This window comes from uncultured Eudoraea sp. (assembly GCF_947258525.1).
Taxonomy (GTDB): Bacteria; Bacteroidota; Bacteroidia; order Flavobacteriales; family Flavobacteriaceae; genus Eudoraea.
In genome coordinates this window covers 1-13,454 of sequence record NZ_CAMYIP010000039.1, presented here as the reverse complement: position 1 = coordinate 13,454, position 13,454 = coordinate 1, and the positions used below count along the sequence as shown (strand labels likewise).

The window sequence follows — 13,454 nt, the reverse complement described above, 5'->3', positions numbered from 1 at the left end:
CAGGAACCGGATCGATCGCCGATCCGCCCACCGCAACGACCATCCCGTCGATGACCTCGGTGTTGAGTTGACCGTGAGCCACACCGAGCGTGACGAGGCCAACGACCGACACGAGCGCCATGATGATGACGCTGGTCGGCACCGCAATCCTCGGATGTAGGCCCGCCACGATCACGAGAAAGAGGAAAGCGAACACGTCTGCGCCTGAGCCGATCAGCGATGTGACCACGCCGCCGATAAATCCGGCGGACTTCGCGAATTCCAGATAGTCGCGGTTGGCGTGTTTGTAATAATGCTGGGACGGTTCCAGTTCGAGCCGAGCATGAATCCCCAGCCCGTCACCTTCCCGGATATCCAGCTTTGAAATTTGATCTGCATTGTGTAAAGAAGCCCTTTTAACCGTGGTACCTGCCAGCAGTACCGGTTGTAAATTTGCTACGGGTGTAATGGCCCCGGTTCTGCCAACCTGATAACTAATTTCATTGAGAATTGTAATGGCTTGTTCCGACTTAAATTTATATGCAAGAGCCCACCTGGGTGATTTGGCAGTATAGCCCAGTTCTTCCTGATGATGAAGGCTGTTAACCTTAACCACAACTCCATCGGTTTCATAGGGAAGGTTATGACGCTCAGTATCCCAGTATTCTACAAACTCCATAACTTCTTCCGTTGTTTTACAGAGCTTTGCTGCAGAAGGAACTTTAAAACCCCATTCTCTGGCTTTGAGAAGCATTTCAATCTGAGATGAGAAATTGAGATTATTACCGCTAATTCCGTAAAGAAGACATTCTAATGGTCTTTCTGCAACCAGAGAACTATCCTGAAGCTTAAGGCTTCCGGCCGCAGTGTTTCGAGGATTCATGTAGGGATCCTCCCCGCTATTTATACGTTCTTCATTCATTTTAGCGAAACCATCCAGGGGAAGAACAATTTCTCCTCGAATATCAAATTTTGATGGAAAATCTCCCTGTAATCTTAGGGGCACAGATTTAATGGTTCTAATGTTTGCAGTTACGTCATCACCTTGAAATCCATCCCCTCTTGTAACTCCTCTTACAAGCTCACCATTTTCATAGGTTATGCTTATGGAGGCGCCATCATATTTCAGCTCACAAGTGAAACTAACTTCGGAATTTCCCAAAATCCTCAAAACCCGCTTTTCCCAATCCAATAACTCTTCTTTAGAATAGGAGTTATCCAACGAATACATTCTGTGTTCGTGAACTACGGTCTCAAAGCTTTTAGTAACAGCTCCTCCTACACGCATTGTTGGTGAAGTTGCATCCATAAATTCAGGATACTGCTCCTCCAGTGCCTGCAGTTCCTTTAGTTTCATATCAAACTCATAGTCCGATATACTTGGACTGGCGAGCACGTAGTATTTATGATTGTGTTCCCTTAATTCCTCGCGCAAGGCTTCTATTTTTTCCTTTATACTCATTAAAGCTGATCTTTATTTATCCATTTAGGCACATGCTGAGGTTTATAGTAGCGCATCTTATCCAGTAATCCATTAATGGAATGGTCTATTAGTATCATATCATAGTTCTCCTTTTTGACGAATCCCTGGTCGACCATTGTTTTAAGCATTCCCATTAAATTATTGTAGAATCCGTTAATATTTAAAATCCCAATAGGCTTTTGATGCAGACCCAATTGGGCCCAGGTTATCATTTCAAAAAATTCTTCTAAAGTACCATAACCTCCTGGCAACATTATGACACCTTCGGACATATCGTGCATTTTCAGTTTACGCTCATGCATATTCTCGGTTACGATCAATTTTGTTAAGCCATCATGAAATACCTCTTTGTGTTTAAGGAAATCAGGGATAATTCCAATTACATTCCCGGAATAGTCTAATGCCCCCTGAGCTAACTTGCCCATTACACCAATTCTTGCTGCTCCATAGACCAGTTTAATAGACCTTTCAGCCATTTCCCTGCCTAAAGAATATGCTTTGTCTAGTACAATGGGGTCGTTCCCTTCACTACTACCACAAAAGACAACAATACTGTTCATTTCCTGATTTTTCCCGAGGTTCTAAAAATATTAAAAAAGAGTATTAAAACGTATATTCAATTTATTGATGCTAGCCTTGCTCTAATCATTCTATCGTTTCCAAAGATATCTTTTCTTAGTTCAATTTCAGAAAAACTGAATTCCTTCAAAAGCATTTTTACATCTTCACTTAAATATTGATTTATTTCCAAATACAGCGCACCATTTTCGTTTAAGCCATCTCTTGCCAGTTTAGCTATCGTTCTATAGAAAAGTAAGGGATCATTATCAGGCACAAACAATGCTGAATTGGGTTCATTTTGAAGAACATTGTTGCGCATTTTATATCGCTCCATCTCTCTTATATATGGTGGATTAGAAATAATAATATCATAGTTCTTACCTAATGACCCGGCTTTTAGAATATCAACTTCCCTAAATTGGATATTCACTTCATTTAACAAGGCATTTTTTTTTGCTACTTCAAGAGCAGGTCCGGATATATCAATAGCTGTGACTTTGAGATATGGCTTGAGTTTAGCAAGAGAAATGGCAATACATCCGCTTCCAGTCCCAATGTCAATGATCTCAAGATCATCATCCATATCATTAATATCTTCGAGTGCCCAGTTTACCAATTCTTCAGTTTCCGGTCGGGGAATAAGAACCGATTCATTGACCAAAATTTTCAGGTCCAAAAAAGTAGTCTGCCCCAAAACATATTGAATAGGTTGTTCTTTCTTTAGTTTAGACAAACCTTCAAACATATATTGCTCTTCGTCCTTAGTGATAACAATCTCCGGATCTATGGCGAGAATAAATCGTTCTAAACCCAAAAAATGTTCTATCATAAGATAAAACATGCTGTCCACTTCCTCCTTGGGATAAATTTCATCTAATTCCCTATGATAAATTTCTTTTATTTCCTTTAATAACATTGAGATGAAACTTTTTTATATCAAAAATAACATTGCCTAAGTCTACCAGCACTTTAATTTTTTGGCTATCCTTTTTCTTTTATAATGTCCTATTTTTGCGAGGTGAAGATACACGAAAAATATATGCGTCGATGTATTGAATTGGGCAAAAAGGCCTTAGGTTCTGCTGCTCCCAATCCAATGGTTGGCTCCGTAATAACCCATCAGGATAAAATAATCGGAGAAGGGTTTACGAGTCGATATGGGGGGCCACATGCCGAAGTAAACGCAATTAATTCTGTTGCAGACAAATCGCTTTTAAACGAGGCTACACTATATGTTACCCTGGAGCCCTGCTCCCATTATGGTAAAACTCCCCCTTGTGCCGAACTAATAATCAAAACAAATTTGCGAAAAGTGATTATCGGTATTCAGGATCCCAATAAAAAAGTATCTGGTGGCGGAATAAAGAAGCTTAAAGAGGCTGGAATTGAAGTATTAACAGGAGTACTAGAAGATGAATGCAGGAAACATCACAAGCGCTTTTTAACCTACCAGGAAAAACACAGGCCTTATATTCTTTTGAAATGGGCAGAGACTAAAGACGGTTTTATTGCGCCAAATAAAGATATTCGACAAACAAAGCCCGAACCTTATTGGATCAGTAATTCCTATGCACGTCAACGTGTGCATCAATGGCGGAGCGAAGAGCAGGCTATCCTGGTTGGAACAAACACTGTATTGGCTGATAATCCAAGACTGGATGTTCGTTTTTGGGAAGGCACCTCCCCTATTCGAATAATTATCGACAGAACGTTAAAACTACCGGCAGATCTAAATATATATGATAAATCTACCCGAACCATTATTCTAACAGAGCTTGAAGATAAAACAAGGTTTCAGGATGGGCCGGAATACGGTATTATTGATTTTAAGAAGAATATGGCAGAAGAAATATGCAGAATACTCTTAGAGAAAAATATAACGAGCGTTCTGGTTGAAGGCGGTGCGGAAACCCTGTCAACTTTTGTCAATTCAGGACTTTGGGACGAAGCTAGAATTATTATTGGAGATGCTGCCTTTGGCAGTGGCACAAAAGCGCCATATATTGATGGCAAAATGATGGCTACTGAAATTATTGGTAATAATACCATAAAAAGACTCTTGAATGATTGAGAATATCATTTTTGATTTTGGAGACGTCTTCATAAACCTCGACAAACAGGCTACTGCCAGGGAAATGGAGAAATTTGGCTTTAAATATCTTACTCCCGGGCTTGAAGAATTGTTTGCTGCTTATGAAAAAGGTCTTATAACTACGGAATACTTTCTTGATCAAACCAGCCAAATGTTCCCAAAAGCAGGAAAAAAGGATTTAATGCACGCCTGGAATTCCATAATCCTTGATTTCCCGGAAGAACGATTAAAGTTCATTGAAAAATTGGCTAAAGAGAAAGACTATCGCCTATTCCTTTTAAGCAACACCAATGAATTGCACATAGACTATGTAAAACAGAGAATGGGTAATGAAAGGTTCACTCGTTTTAAAAAATGTTTTGAAAAATTCTATTTATCACATGAGATTAATTTGAGAAAACCGGAACGCAGCATATTCGAATTTGTTATTAATTCAAATAGTCTTATTGCAGAAAATACATTTTTTGTAGATGACAGTAGTGAACATACTTCTGCAGCTGCAGAGTTAGGTATTAACTGCTGGCACCTAAAAGTTGGCAAAGAGGATATTTTAGAACTGAAATCCAAAATATCAAAATGTTAGACCTTTCTTTAAGTATCTTTTTTTCAAGTTTGATATTTGTAATTTTTAAATTGTTTGACACATACAAAATCCAAACTATTTATGCGATTATTGTAAATTATGTGACCGCATGTCTCGTTGGCGTTCTATTTTATAATAAGCCCGTACAACTTTATGAAATTCCTAAAAGTGATTGGTTTTATGGCACCTTGTTTTTGGGTATCCTGTTTATAGTAATCTTCAACCTAATGGCGAAAACTTCACAGCGCCTGGGGGTCTCAGTAGCTTCGGTTGCTACCAAAATGTCTTTGGTTATCCCTGTGATATTGGGCCTTATATTATACAGCGAAAAACTCAGTTTTTTAAAATCAGCGGGGATTATTCTGGCGCTGGCTGCAGTATATTTTGCCTCGGTGAAAGATACTCCCAGGGCCATACAAAGAAAATCTCTTTTATTGCCCATCATGGTGTTTTTAGGTTCAGGCATTATTGATGCCAGTATAAAATACATGGAAGAAAATCATGTTTCGACAAATGAATTTCCAATATTTTCAGCTACTGTGTTTGGTGTCGCGGCTTGCACCGGAATCTTGTTTATTCTTTTAAGGTCTTTTGAAAAACCCTTAAAACTCAATTTCAAAAATGTATTAGGCGGTGTTGCCCTGGGAATTCCCAATTACTTTTCCATATTCTTTTTATTGAGGGCACTTCAAAATGAAGCACTGAACAGTGCCTCTATTTTTACTATAAATAATGTTGCCATTGTTATGTTTTCCACCTTACTCGGTATTGTTTTATTCAAAGAGAAAATAAGCGCCAAAAACTGGAGTGGTATTGCACTGGCAGTTATAAGTATCATGTTGGTTACATTCTTTTGATGGACAAGAATATAGGTATATATAAAACGGTTGCCAATGCATCACGCGGTATTCTCTATAAAGACCGCCAGAGTAAGTTTTATGCCTATGTTTTCCCAATGGCAATTGAGAAAGATGTAAAACCAATAATGGATAATCTCCGTAAAAAGCACCCAACGGCAAATCATATTTGCTATGCCTGGAGAATAGGTATAGAAAACCAAAGGTACAGGGCAAACGATGATGGGGAACCCAATAACTCGGCTGGAATGCCCATATATGGGCAAATAAAATCTTTTGGCCTAACTAATGTTCTGATCGCTGTTGCACGTATTTTTGGTGGTACTAAACTGGGCGTTGGAGGACTTATAGCTGCCTATAGGACAGCCGCACAACTTGCTCTGGAATCTTCCACTATTATTGAAAAGTCGGTTAAAGTAAAATATGAATTATGCTTCAGTTATCCTCTTCTTAGCAAAGTAATGCGTATAATTAAACAAAATTCAATAGAAATCAAGAAACAAGACATGTCGATGGCCTGCACCATTATAATTTCTGTTTTACTCAGAAATACTGTTCAGATTGAAAACAAGTTCAAAGCGATTCACGGTGTCTCAATTTCTAGATTAGAAGACTAATTTTACAAATGAAATTTTAATAGGGCTGAGTCTAGTCACCTGTTGAATCATTATCGAGACTTAGAAGTTTATTCAACAGATAATCAGGGCATTTAACTGGTCTTTTGGTCCTGGAATTCATAAATGCCAAAACGGTGTTTGCTTCTACTAAAAGTTCGCCAGCTTCATTGTATATTTCATAGTCAAATTCTATTCTGACAGAGGGTGTTTTTTTTAGTTTGGTGACCACCGTGATAAGATCATCATAAACCGCAGATTTTTTAAATTTCAGCTGTAAGGAAATTACTGGTAATAAAATTCCGTTTTCTTCCATGCTTTTGTAAGAAATACCTAAATCCCTGAGCCATTCAACCCTTCCCATCTCCAGATACTGCGCATAATTGCCATGATAAACCACTCCCATTTGATCAGTTTCTCCGTAACGAACCCGAAAAGAAAATTCATAAAAATGCATAATTTATCAGCTAAAAACTATATATTTATTCAGTGACCTATAGAGGGGGGTGAACATGCAAAAAAAAAAGAAAAAATTCAACCTAAAATGATTTTTTTTTTAGAATATTTGTTCACATATTTGTCTCGCTCTTGAGAATGGCAAAATAGGTATTTTCCGTGACCAACAAAGACTAATCTCTAACCAACGAAATAAGATAATTTTTAATATGAGTGTTACTGCTATTTCCGTTTGGAACAATTGCTTGGCTTTTATCCAAGATAACATCCAACCGCAGGCATTCAAAACATGGTTTGAACCTATCAAACCTGTAAAGTTATCTGAGAATTCCTTAAGCATTCAGGTTCCGAGTAAATTCTTTTATGAATGGCTTGAAGAACACTATGTAAAATTACTAAAGGTTGCACTAACGAAAGAACTCGGAGAAAATGCCAAATTGGTCTATATCATTAAGATGGAGAATACTTATGGCAACAGAGAGCCATTCACAGAACAAATTCCAAGTTCAAACAGAGGCAGTGTGAATCCTCAGGAAATGGATGTTCCCATAAAATCTAAAAATCCGGAACTAAAGAATCCTTTTGTAATACCCGGAATTCGAAATATAAAGATAGAGTCGCAGCTTAATCCCAATTACAACTTTGACAATTTCCTTGAGGGTGATTCCAACAGGCTGGCCAGATCTGCGGGTATGGCGGTTGCTAACAAACCCGGAGGAACTTCTTTTAATCCGCTATTGATATTTGGAGGAGTGGGATTAGGTAAAACACATCTTGCGCATGCTATTGGTGTGGAAATTAAAGATAAATATCCGGAACGTACGGTACTTTATATCTCTGCGGAAAAATTCACACAACAATACATAGAATCTGTTAAAAAGAATACCAGAAATGATTTTATTCATTTTTATCAGTTAATTGATGTACTTATAATTGATGATGTACAGTTCTTATCCGGAAAATCAGGCACTCAGGATGTTTTCTTCCATATTTTCAATCATTTGCACCAAAATGGAAAACAAGTTGTTCTAACTTCGGATAAAGCCCCTGTAGACATGCAGGATATTGAACAACGCTTGCTTTCACGATTTAAATGGGGATTGTCCGCAGAGCTTCAAAATCCTGATTATGAGACTCGTATATCAATTTTAAGGAACAAACTATACAGGGATGGTGTTGAAATGCCCGATGAAATAGTTGAATATGTTGCCAAACATATTAAGACAAACATCAGAGAATTAGAAGGTGCTATAATATCTCTTATTGCTCAATCATCCTTTAATAAGAAAGAAGTTACTCTGGAATTGGCACAACAGGTAGTTGAAAAATTTGTAAAAAACACAAAAAGGGAGGTTTCCATAGACTACATTCAAAAAGTCGTTTCAGATTATTTTGAAATGGATGTAGCCACCTTACAATCCAAAACAAGGAAAAGGCATATCGTTCAGGCAAGGCAACTGGCAATGTTTTTCGCCAAAAAATTCACCAAAGCCTCGCTGGCAAGTATAGGCTCTCAGATAGGCAAAAGAGATCACGCTACCGTACTTCACGCCTGCAAAACAGTGGACAATCTTGCTGAAACGGATAAGCAGTTTAGAAAATACATCGAAGATTTAACCAAGAAATTTTCCTGAGTAAATTATGCAAACAAAGGTTCTTATGGTATGCCTGGGCAATATCTGCAGGTCTCCATTAGCCGAAGGTATATTGAAATCAAAAACCAGTTCACAGCATGTTTTTGTTGATTCTGCCGGAACTGCGGGATACCACATAGGAAATAATCCGGATAAAAGGTCCATAGCCGTGGCCAAAAAATATGGCATTGATATCTCTGGCCAAAGATGTAGAAAATTTAACTTCAACGATTTTGCCCAGTTTGATATTATTTATGCTATGGACTTAAGCAATTACTACGACATCTTAGCGCTGTCTAATGAAAAAGGTCATATTGATAAGGTTAAACTTTTACTGGAGGAAGGCAGTTCATCCGTTAGAGAAGTCCCCGACCCTTATTATGGTGGTACAGATGGTTTTGAAGAGGTTTTTAAGCTAATTAATCAAGCCTGTGACATGATAGCCCAAAAAATAAATACAAATCAGACTTCATAAAATGCAAAACGCTAGCGGTTCAGATGGCAAGCTTTATATGATTCCAACCACCCTTGGTGAAAATGAACCACTGGAAGTGTTGCCAATTTCCATTAAGAGAATAATTGAGGAAATAGATCACTATATCGTTGAGAATGAAAAAACAGCAAGAAGGTTTATCAAAAAAATCAGTCCCAGAAAATCACAGCCTAATTTAAATATTGCTCTTCTAAATAAATTCACAGATCCGGAAATCATTCCTTCTTTCCTTGATCCTTGTTTTGAAGGTAAGGATGTAGGTGTTTTATCAGAGGCCGGCTGCCCGGGAATTGCAGATCCAGGATCTGAAATAGCCCGAATTGCCCATCAAAAGGGAATTGCCGTAGTGCCTTTGGTTGGACCCTCTTCTATTATTTTGGCTCTTATGGCAAGTGGTCTCAATGGTCAAAATTTTGCATTTAACGGCTATCTGCCTATTGAAAATTCTGAGCGAAAGAGAGCTATTAAGAGATTCGAAAAAATCTCCAGAGAAAATAATCAAAGTCAGCTGTTCATAGAAACACCCTATAGAAATAATAGTCTTTTTGAAGAGTTTGTCAAGACACTTTCAAAGGAAACTTGGCTATGCATAGCAACTGATCTTACATTACCCACAGAGTTTATTGCAACAAAATTAGCGGGGAATTGGATAGCAGAATCCATTGAACTCCATAAAAGGCCTACGATTTTCATTATTCAGGCCTAAAAAAGCCCTGACGTTTAAGCCAGGGCTATAATTCATCACTGTGAATTTATTTTATTATACTTTAGGATTCCGAATTGCTGAAATCTGGGATATATCATATCCTGAAAACTTTTTTAAGTAATCCTCAAGACTAGTTCCATAGGCATCCTTGACATCCTTCCTTCCATTAGAGTATAAATACTTCATTACATTACCCGGACCAGCTAAATGAGCAGCAGCCAATATTCCGGATTCCGTTATTTCAATACCCTTAACTTTTCTACCTACAAAATATTTGATGTATTTGCGCATTATCCATTTGTTGCGTGAAATATTTGTATAAAATACTTTCTCCTGCAAACTTGGATTATTAAGAAATTTGGTTGAGCTATAAACACCCATCAATTGAAGAGTTCCGATTCCAAATTGATACTTACCCAGATATCCCAGCGTATTAATTATAAAGTAATTTCCCTGAGACTCAGTAAATGCAAGAGCTTCTTTGAAACCAAAATAACAACTTCCCAAAAAAGGAGGCGTTACAAAGGATGAGTCATAAGTTGTTCTGTTTTTGGGGAACAGAACGGGCGTAGGTTCTTTTACTTTTAGAATTTCGGGGACTTTAACTTCAGACTTCGTGGTAAACCCAAAACTAACTAAAACTAAAATCATGATAAGCGGACAGATAATAAATGGCCACTTCTTCATATATGTGTTTTCTTAAGACTAACTACCAAATGAGCCGGTATGCTTAAATTACTGAACCAAAGATATAGGAGATTTGTACGAATATTCCTTAGAATTCTATGAATAACCCCTTTATTTGATAAGTTGTTTAAAATTCCGGATTAACCGTCTAGCGGTTTATTTTTTGTTCGTTTATCCATCGGATATACTGCGTTTTATTCCGGTTATGTTGCGAAAGGTTTTTGGCAAATTTATGGTACCCGAAGTCTTCAACATCCGCTACCATATAGTAGTATTCATGTTTTTCAGGATTAAGAACAGCGTCTATAGAGGAAATATCGGGCATTGTAATTGGACCTGGGGGAACACCTGCATATTTATAGGTATTATAAGGTGAATTGAGCTCTAGATCTTTGTAAAGAACTCTTTTGATAATAGTATCAAAATTGTCAAGTTCTCGTTTTAAGGCATAGATTACTGTAGGGTCTGCCTGAAGTAACATATTTTTGTTCAGCCTGTTTAGATATAATCCGGCAACCCTGGGTCTCTCATTAACTTTGGCTGTTTCCTTTTGAACAATTGAGGCGAGAGATATCACTTGAATTTGCGTCAAATTCAACATTTCTGCTTTCTTTATTCTATCGTCATTCCAAAAGCGAATATACTCCTTCAGCATTCTATCACGAAACTCTGAGGCCGATGTATTCCAAAAGAACTCATAGCTGTTAGGTATAAAAAATGAAAGACTCGTATCTGCTGTAAAGCCATTTTCCTGAAGAAATACAGAGTCTGCAAAAGCCTTTACCAATGAAATACTATCAGCTTCGATTTGACTAGAAATTCTTCCCGCCAATTTTTCGAATGTTTCCTGATTATTAAAAGAGACATTAACGGGTACATTATTACTCCTTAAAGTATTAATAATCTCATTATTATTCATTCCTTTCTTTAAAATATATTTTCCGGGTTTTATATAGTCAATATATTTTTTCTGTTTTGCGACTGCCTCAAAGGTCCCCATATCGGACAAAAGGGGCGCGATAAGATTTTTTAACTCATCATAGGAACTGCCAGTAGGAACATAAATGTATGCTTCCTTATTATTAAAAGCGGTATTTGGTGTAAAAAGAGCGTTATAGATTAAATATGCAAAGGCTCCTCCTGCAATTAAGCCAAGAAGCACTATTATCAATAAGATTTTTTTGATATACATTATTTTTCAAACTTTTGAAACAGTAGTTCATTTTTAAATTTTCCTCCGACAAGAACCCAATCCTTTTTAACTCCTGCGAGCTCAAACCCCATCTTTTTGAAAAGTTGTATGCTAACCTGATTGTCTTCGCCTACATTGGCGTATACCTGATTCAAATTGAGTACCTTAAAGGCATATTTGCATAGTAAAGACACAGCTTCTGAACCATGACCATTATTGCGGTCAGCCCTGTCAAGAATAACGATCCCTATTCCTGCTCTTCTGTGTTTAGGATCAAAATCAAATAGATCAATAAACCCTATCACCTTATCACTTTCATTGCAGATGGCAAGGCGTAACTGTTTTACTTCATAAATATCTCTATGTGCGTTGTCCAGATACTTTTTAAGTACATGTCTGGAATAGGGTGTAATCGTACCACTAATTTCCCAGATATCAGAATTATTCTCCAGTTCGAATAAGAAATCAAGATCTACGGGTTCCAATGCCCTTAAACTGGTATGCTTTCCTTTTAGAATCAAATCTCTATTTTTCCTTTAAATACTTGCTTGGCCGGACCTTCCAGCCATATATTTTCATATCGCTCTAAGACCTTATTAAAACTAATTGACAAATTGCCTCCTTTAGTATGAATTTTTACCAGGTCACCATTGGTCTTACCCCAATAATGCATTCCTATTGCAACCGCCGTGACGCCGGTTCCGCAAGACAAGGTTTCATTTTCCACTCCCCTTTCATACGTCCGTACAGCAAAATCATTTTCTGAAGTTTGTTCAACAAAGTTAATATTGCTCCCTCCTTCGCCGTAAATACCATATCTAAGCTTTGCCCCTTCTTCCAGTACGTTAAAGGCATCTAAATTAGCAACCATCTGAACATGATGTGGAGAACCTGTATCTAAAAAAAGACAATTGGGTTTTGCCATAATTTCAGTAACATCCTGCATCTGCAAGCTAATTATTCCATTAGTAGTGGTAGCAATATGCAACCCATCTACAGCATTAAATTCAGCTTTATTAGTGATTATCCCGAGGAATTTTGCAAATGCTACTATACATCTTCCACCGTTGCCACACATGCTACCGGGATTCCCATCAGCATTATAATATACCATCTTAAAATGTGCTGAATTATCTTCTTCCAATAAGATTAATCCATCTGCCCCAATACCAAAACGCCTGTCACACAGAAATGAAATCAATTCGTTGTCGGCTTTGGGAAATCCTCCAAGCCGATTATCAATCATAATAAAATCGTTGCCTGTACCCTGGTATTTATAAAATGTAACTATCATAGCTTATTCCGGTAACAAAGATATGACTTATTTAAGCAGTTTTAATCAGTTAAAAAGTCGTTAAATGGAAATATTTAAATTAAAAATCAAGTATTTTTACTTTATAAATTAAAAGATTATTTATTTATGAAAAGATTTGGAAGTTTATTAATAGTAGCCATTTTTGCCGGGGCGATCACCCTTACTTCGTATAAGATGTTTTTTGAAAAAACAAATTACACGCTTATTACGGATAGTTCAGAGATTCCAGTTGTAACTACCAGCAACAAGCCCACATCTTTTAAAGGAAATGGCATTAATGAGGTTGATTTCACCATTGCTGCAGAAAATACCGTTAATGCAGTTGTGCATGTTAAAAACCTTACTTTAAATAGCAGCTCGGGAAGCTTATTAGATTTTTTCTATGGCTCTGAAAGTCGTCAAATTCCACAGGTGGGCACTGGTTCTGGAGTTATCATTTCCCCAGATGGGTATATTGTAACTAATAATCATGTGATTGCTAAGGCTAATGAGATAAGAATTACGTTAAACAACAATAAGTCATATGAGGCTGAAATTATCGGCACTGATCCTAATACCGATATAGCATTACTTAAAATTGATGTGGATGAGAACCTCCCCTATCTTGCTTTTGGTGATTCTGATGAAGCTAAAATTGGGCAATGGGTGTTAGCTGTTGGCAATCCCTTTAATCTAACATCAACAGTTACCGCGGGTATAGTTAGTGCCAAAGCAAGAAATCTTGATCCTGTTCGGGATCAATCATTTATACAAACAGATGCTGCTGTTAATCCGGGCAATAGCGGTGGTGCGTTGGTCAATA

16 protein-coding genes are annotated in these 13,454 nt (G+C 37.4%); 8 read left to right on the top strand and 8 right to left on the bottom strand.

Annotated features, from left to right (window positions below):
* The 3 genes from ligA to prmC all read right to left on the bottom strand — a co-directional run.
* Positions 1-1,441, bottom strand: a 1,441-nt coding sequence (ligA, locus tag Q0X89_RS02585) for an NAD-dependent DNA ligase LigA (protein WP_297691047.1), incomplete at its 3' end; no start/stop codon positions are given.
* Entirely contained in the window at positions 1,441-2,022 is a 582-nt protein-coding gene (locus Q0X89_RS02580; protein ID WP_297691046.1) for a TIGR00730 family Rossman fold protein, read from the bottom strand. The genes Q0X89_RS02580 and ligA, both read right to left, overlap by 1 nt.
* 56 nt (positions 2,023-2,078) lie before the next feature.
* Positions 2,079-2,939, bottom strand: a complete 861-nt coding sequence (gene prmC, locus Q0X89_RS02575; RefSeq protein WP_297691045.1) for a peptide chain release factor N(5)-glutamine methyltransferase — start codon at positions 2,937-2,939, stop codon at positions 2,079-2,081.
* Between the two features lie 102 nt (positions 2,940-3,041).
* Here prmC and ribD point away from each other — a divergent pair, with 102 nt between their 5' ends.
* From ribD to Q0X89_RS02555, 4 genes are read left to right on the top strand one after another with little or no spacing between them, the layout of a single operon-like run.
* On the top strand, positions 3,042-4,094 hold the full coding sequence (ribD, locus tag Q0X89_RS02570) for a bifunctional diaminohydroxyphosphoribosylaminopyrimidine deaminase/5-amino-6-(5-phosphoribosylamino)uracil reductase RibD (RefSeq protein ID WP_297691044.1): 1,053 nt from the start codon (positions 3,042-3,044) through the stop codon (positions 4,092-4,094).
* A complete protein-coding gene (locus tag Q0X89_RS02565) occupies positions 4,087-4,698 on the top strand; it encodes an HAD family phosphatase (protein WP_297691043.1) in 612 nt (203 codons plus the stop codon). The genes ribD and Q0X89_RS02565 overlap by 8 nt, the downstream gene beginning before the upstream one ends.
* Positions 4,692-5,555 carry an EamA family transporter gene (locus Q0X89_RS02560; protein ID WP_297691042.1) on the top strand — a complete coding sequence of 288 codons (864 nt, stop codon included), beginning with the start codon at positions 4,692-4,694 and terminating at the stop codon, positions 5,553-5,555. The genes Q0X89_RS02565 and Q0X89_RS02560 overlap by 7 nt, the downstream gene beginning before the upstream one ends.
* Positions 5,555-6,172: a YigZ family protein gene (locus Q0X89_RS02555; protein WP_297691041.1), complete on the top strand. Its 618-nt coding sequence runs from the start codon at positions 5,555-5,557 to the stop codon at positions 6,170-6,172. Before Q0X89_RS02560 ends, Q0X89_RS02555 begins: the two co-directional genes overlap by 1 nt.
* A 31-nt stretch (positions 6,173-6,203) precedes the next feature.
* Here the strand turns inward: Q0X89_RS02555 and Q0X89_RS02550 are convergent, their stop codons facing one another.
* Entirely contained in the window at positions 6,204-6,626 is a 423-nt protein-coding gene (locus tag Q0X89_RS02550) for a thioesterase family protein (RefSeq protein ID WP_297691040.1), read from the bottom strand.
* 208 nt (positions 6,627-6,834) lie between these two features.
* Here Q0X89_RS02550 and dnaA point away from each other — a divergent pair, with 208 nt between their 5' ends.
* Genes dnaA through Q0X89_RS02535 form a run of 3 tightly spaced genes read left to right on the top strand, consistent with a single transcriptional unit; the run spans position 6,835 to position 9,458 of the window.
* Entirely contained in the window at positions 6,835-8,259 is a 1,425-nt protein-coding gene (dnaA, locus tag Q0X89_RS02545; RefSeq protein WP_297691039.1) for a chromosomal replication initiator protein DnaA, read from the top strand.
* A gap of 7 nt (positions 8,260-8,266) precedes the next feature.
* Positions 8,267-8,734, top strand: coding sequence for a low molecular weight protein-tyrosine-phosphatase (locus tag Q0X89_RS02540; RefSeq protein WP_297691038.1), 468 nt, complete (start codon positions 8,267-8,269; stop codon positions 8,732-8,734).
* A gap of 1 nt (position 8,735) precedes the next feature.
* Positions 8,736-9,458 carry an SAM-dependent methyltransferase gene (locus Q0X89_RS02535; protein WP_297691037.1) on the top strand — a complete coding sequence of 241 codons (723 nt, stop codon included), beginning with the start codon at positions 8,736-8,738 and terminating at the stop codon, positions 9,456-9,458.
* A 54-nt stretch (positions 9,459-9,512) separates the two neighbouring features.
* Here Q0X89_RS02535 and Q0X89_RS02530 read toward each other — a convergent pair whose 3' ends face one another.
* From Q0X89_RS02530 to dapF, 4 genes are all read right to left on the bottom strand, one after another.
* A complete protein-coding gene (locus Q0X89_RS02530; RefSeq protein ID WP_297691036.1) occupies positions 9,513-10,145 on the bottom strand; it encodes a hypothetical protein in 633 nt (210 codons plus the stop codon).
* Between the two features lie 148 nt (positions 10,146-10,293).
* Positions 10,294-11,337, bottom strand: coding sequence for an endolytic transglycosylase MltG (gene mltG / locus Q0X89_RS02525; RefSeq protein ID WP_297691035.1), 1,044 nt, complete (start codon positions 11,335-11,337; stop codon positions 10,294-10,296).
* Positions 11,337-11,858: a GNAT family N-acetyltransferase gene (locus tag Q0X89_RS02520; RefSeq protein WP_297691034.1), complete on the bottom strand. Its 522-nt coding sequence runs from the start codon at positions 11,856-11,858 to the stop codon at positions 11,337-11,339. The genes mltG and Q0X89_RS02520 overlap by 1 nt, the downstream gene beginning before the upstream one ends.
* Positions 11,855-12,631: a diaminopimelate epimerase gene (dapF, locus tag Q0X89_RS02515; protein WP_297691033.1), complete on the bottom strand. Its 777-nt coding sequence runs from the start codon at positions 12,629-12,631 to the stop codon at positions 11,855-11,857. Before dapF ends, Q0X89_RS02520 begins: the two co-directional genes overlap by 4 nt.
* Positions 12,632-12,757: 126 nt before the next feature.
* On the opposite strand from dapF, the gene Q0X89_RS02510 reads away from it, so the two are divergent.
* On the top strand, positions 12,758-13,454 hold a 697-nt coding region (locus Q0X89_RS02510), incomplete at its 3' end, for a trypsin-like peptidase domain-containing protein (RefSeq protein ID WP_297691032.1).

Excerpts from the sequence above, each read along its gene's own strand:
- Q0X89_RS02530 (WP_297691036.1), bottom strand. The coding sequence starts at position 10,145 with ATGAAGAAGTGGCCATTTATTATCTGTCCGCTTATCATGATTTTAGTT.
- Q0X89_RS02580 (WP_297691046.1), bottom strand. The coding sequence starts at position 2,022 with ATGAACAGTATTGTTGTCTTTTGTGGTAGTAGTGAAGGGAACGACCCC.
- dapF (WP_297691033.1), bottom strand. The coding sequence starts at position 12,631 with ATGATAGTTACATTTTATAAATACCAGGGTACAGGCAACGATTTTATT.
- prmC (WP_297691045.1), bottom strand. The coding sequence starts at position 2,939 with ATGTTATTAAAGGAAATAAAAGAAATTTATCATAGGGAATTAGATGAA.
- Q0X89_RS02535 (WP_297691037.1), top strand. The coding sequence starts at position 8,736 with ATGCAAAACGCTAGCGGTTCAGATGGCAAGCTTTATATGATTCCAACC.
- mltG (WP_297691035.1), bottom strand. The coding sequence starts at position 11,337 with ATGTATATCAAAAAAATCTTATTGATAATAGTGCTTCTTGGCTTAATT.
- Q0X89_RS02555 (WP_297691041.1), top strand. The coding sequence starts at position 5,555 with ATGGACAAGAATATAGGTATATATAAAACGGTTGCCAATGCATCACGC.
- Q0X89_RS02565 (WP_297691043.1), top strand. The coding sequence starts at position 4,087 with ATGATTGAGAATATCATTTTTGATTTTGGAGACGTCTTCATAAACCTC.
- Q0X89_RS02540 (WP_297691038.1), top strand. The coding sequence starts at position 8,267 with ATGCAAACAAAGGTTCTTATGGTATGCCTGGGCAATATCTGCAGGTCT.
- dnaA (WP_297691039.1), top strand. The coding sequence starts at position 6,835 with ATGAGTGTTACTGCTATTTCCGTTTGGAACAATTGCTTGGCTTTTATC.
- Q0X89_RS02560 (WP_297691042.1), top strand. The coding sequence starts at position 4,692 with ATGTTAGACCTTTCTTTAAGTATCTTTTTTTCAAGTTTGATATTTGTA.
- Q0X89_RS02550 (WP_297691040.1), bottom strand. The coding sequence starts at position 6,626 with ATGCATTTTTATGAATTTTCTTTTCGGGTTCGTTACGGAGAAACTGAT.